The organism is Mesorhizobium sp. M7A.F.Ca.CA.001.08.2.1, assembly GCF_003998455.1.
Taxonomy (GTDB): Bacteria; Pseudomonadota; Alphaproteobacteria; order Rhizobiales; family Rhizobiaceae; genus Mesorhizobium; species Mesorhizobium ciceri.
Genome location: NZ_RZPW01001122.1, coordinates 1 through 1432 on the forward strand (window position 1 = coordinate 1; position 1432 = coordinate 1432).

At 61.5% G+C, this 1432-nt stretch carries 1 protein-coding gene; it reads right to left on the minus strand.

Annotated features, from left to right (window positions below):
* A partial coding sequence (locus tag EN914_RS35390) for a HAMP domain-containing sensor histidine kinase (protein ID WP_127389688.1) occupies nt 1–1154 on the minus strand: 1154 nt, incomplete at its 3' end.
* Nucleotides 1155–1432: the final 278 nt, after the last annotated feature.

Genomic DNA, 1432 nt, shown 5'->3' on the forward strand with positions numbered 1-1432 from the left:
AGCGTGATCTGCCGCACGGCCCGTTCATCGGCGAACAGCCGAGGCAGCTCGTGCTCGAAATCCTGGACGACACGGATATCCTTGTTGCGCGCCCTCAACTCCATCATGTGACAGCAGTCCTCGACGATACCAAGCAGCATCACCGGTTCTTCATTGAGCTGGTAGCGGCCGGCCTCGATGCGTGACAGGTCGAGAATCTCGTTGATCAGGTCGAGCAGATGCTGGCCGGATTCGTGCACGTCATGGGCGTAGTCACGATAGGTGGGATTGCTCATCGGTCCCAGCACCTCGTTCGACATCACCTCGGAAAAACCGAGGATGGCGTTGAGCGGCGTGCGCAATTCGTGGCTCATCGAGGCGAGGAACCGCGATTTCGCCAGATTGGCGTCCTCGGCCCGCCGCCGCGCTTCGTCCGACATCGATTTCGCCGTCTCCAGTTCGGCGATCAGCGCATCCTTTTCGGAGCGGAACGACAGCATCATCAAGGACGAGTGGTTCAGATGACGGGCCACATAGGCGAAAAACGGCAGCGACACGACCAGCAGCGCGGCCATGATCGCCTCGACCGGCATCCATAGCTTGGCGCCGGCATAGGCGTAGAGCGCCACGGGAACGGCAAAGGTCGCCAGCAGCGCGCCCCGCAGAGACGAGGTCATCACCGCGGTCGCCGCCATGGCGAACAACAGCACCACGGCCTTGACGATGTGGAACGGATCGACCTCGCAGACGCTGCAGCCAAGCCACACGAACCAAGCCCAGCCGAGACCGCACAGGAAATGGCCGATCAGGAATTCCCGCCGTGCTTGCAAAGGGTTGAGCTCGGAAGCTTCAGTGCGCTCGATGCGCCGCGCCATGAAGGCAACGATAGTGTAGCAGGTTAGCGTGAACAGCGCCCAAAGCCCGATCTCATTGCCGATTCCGGCCAGCCGGCCACCCGCGGCAATCGCCAGCACGAGAAGCGGGATGGCGATGGCGCCGCTTGTCATCGCTCGGGCATGCAGCTTCAGCAGTTCGCGATCGAAATCGGGATTGCCGGCCTGCTGCGAAAGACGGTCACGCGTCTTGCGCACCGCGCGCGCGACATCGCTGTTGCGATGGCGTTTCCTGCGGTCCACAATGAACTTGTCCGCTGTGTTCGAGCGTTGCAAGGGCATCAAAACTTCAATTTATGCGAGCAGCGGTTTCCAAGTGTTAAGCTACGTTCGAATGATTAACCAACCGTTTGCCATATGAGCCGTTCATGGTCGCCGAAGCCGCGCCGGCGATACGTTGCGCGCCCCAGAAGCCTGTGGCGCCGGCTGGTGGATTACGGGCTTGCCGTCATCATCCTCGGACTGCTGATCCTGCTGGCGGCCCGCCTCGACCGGGTGGAGACACGCAAGACGCAAGGCGTGGCAATCATCAACGACGGCGATTCGATCACGCTTGGCAC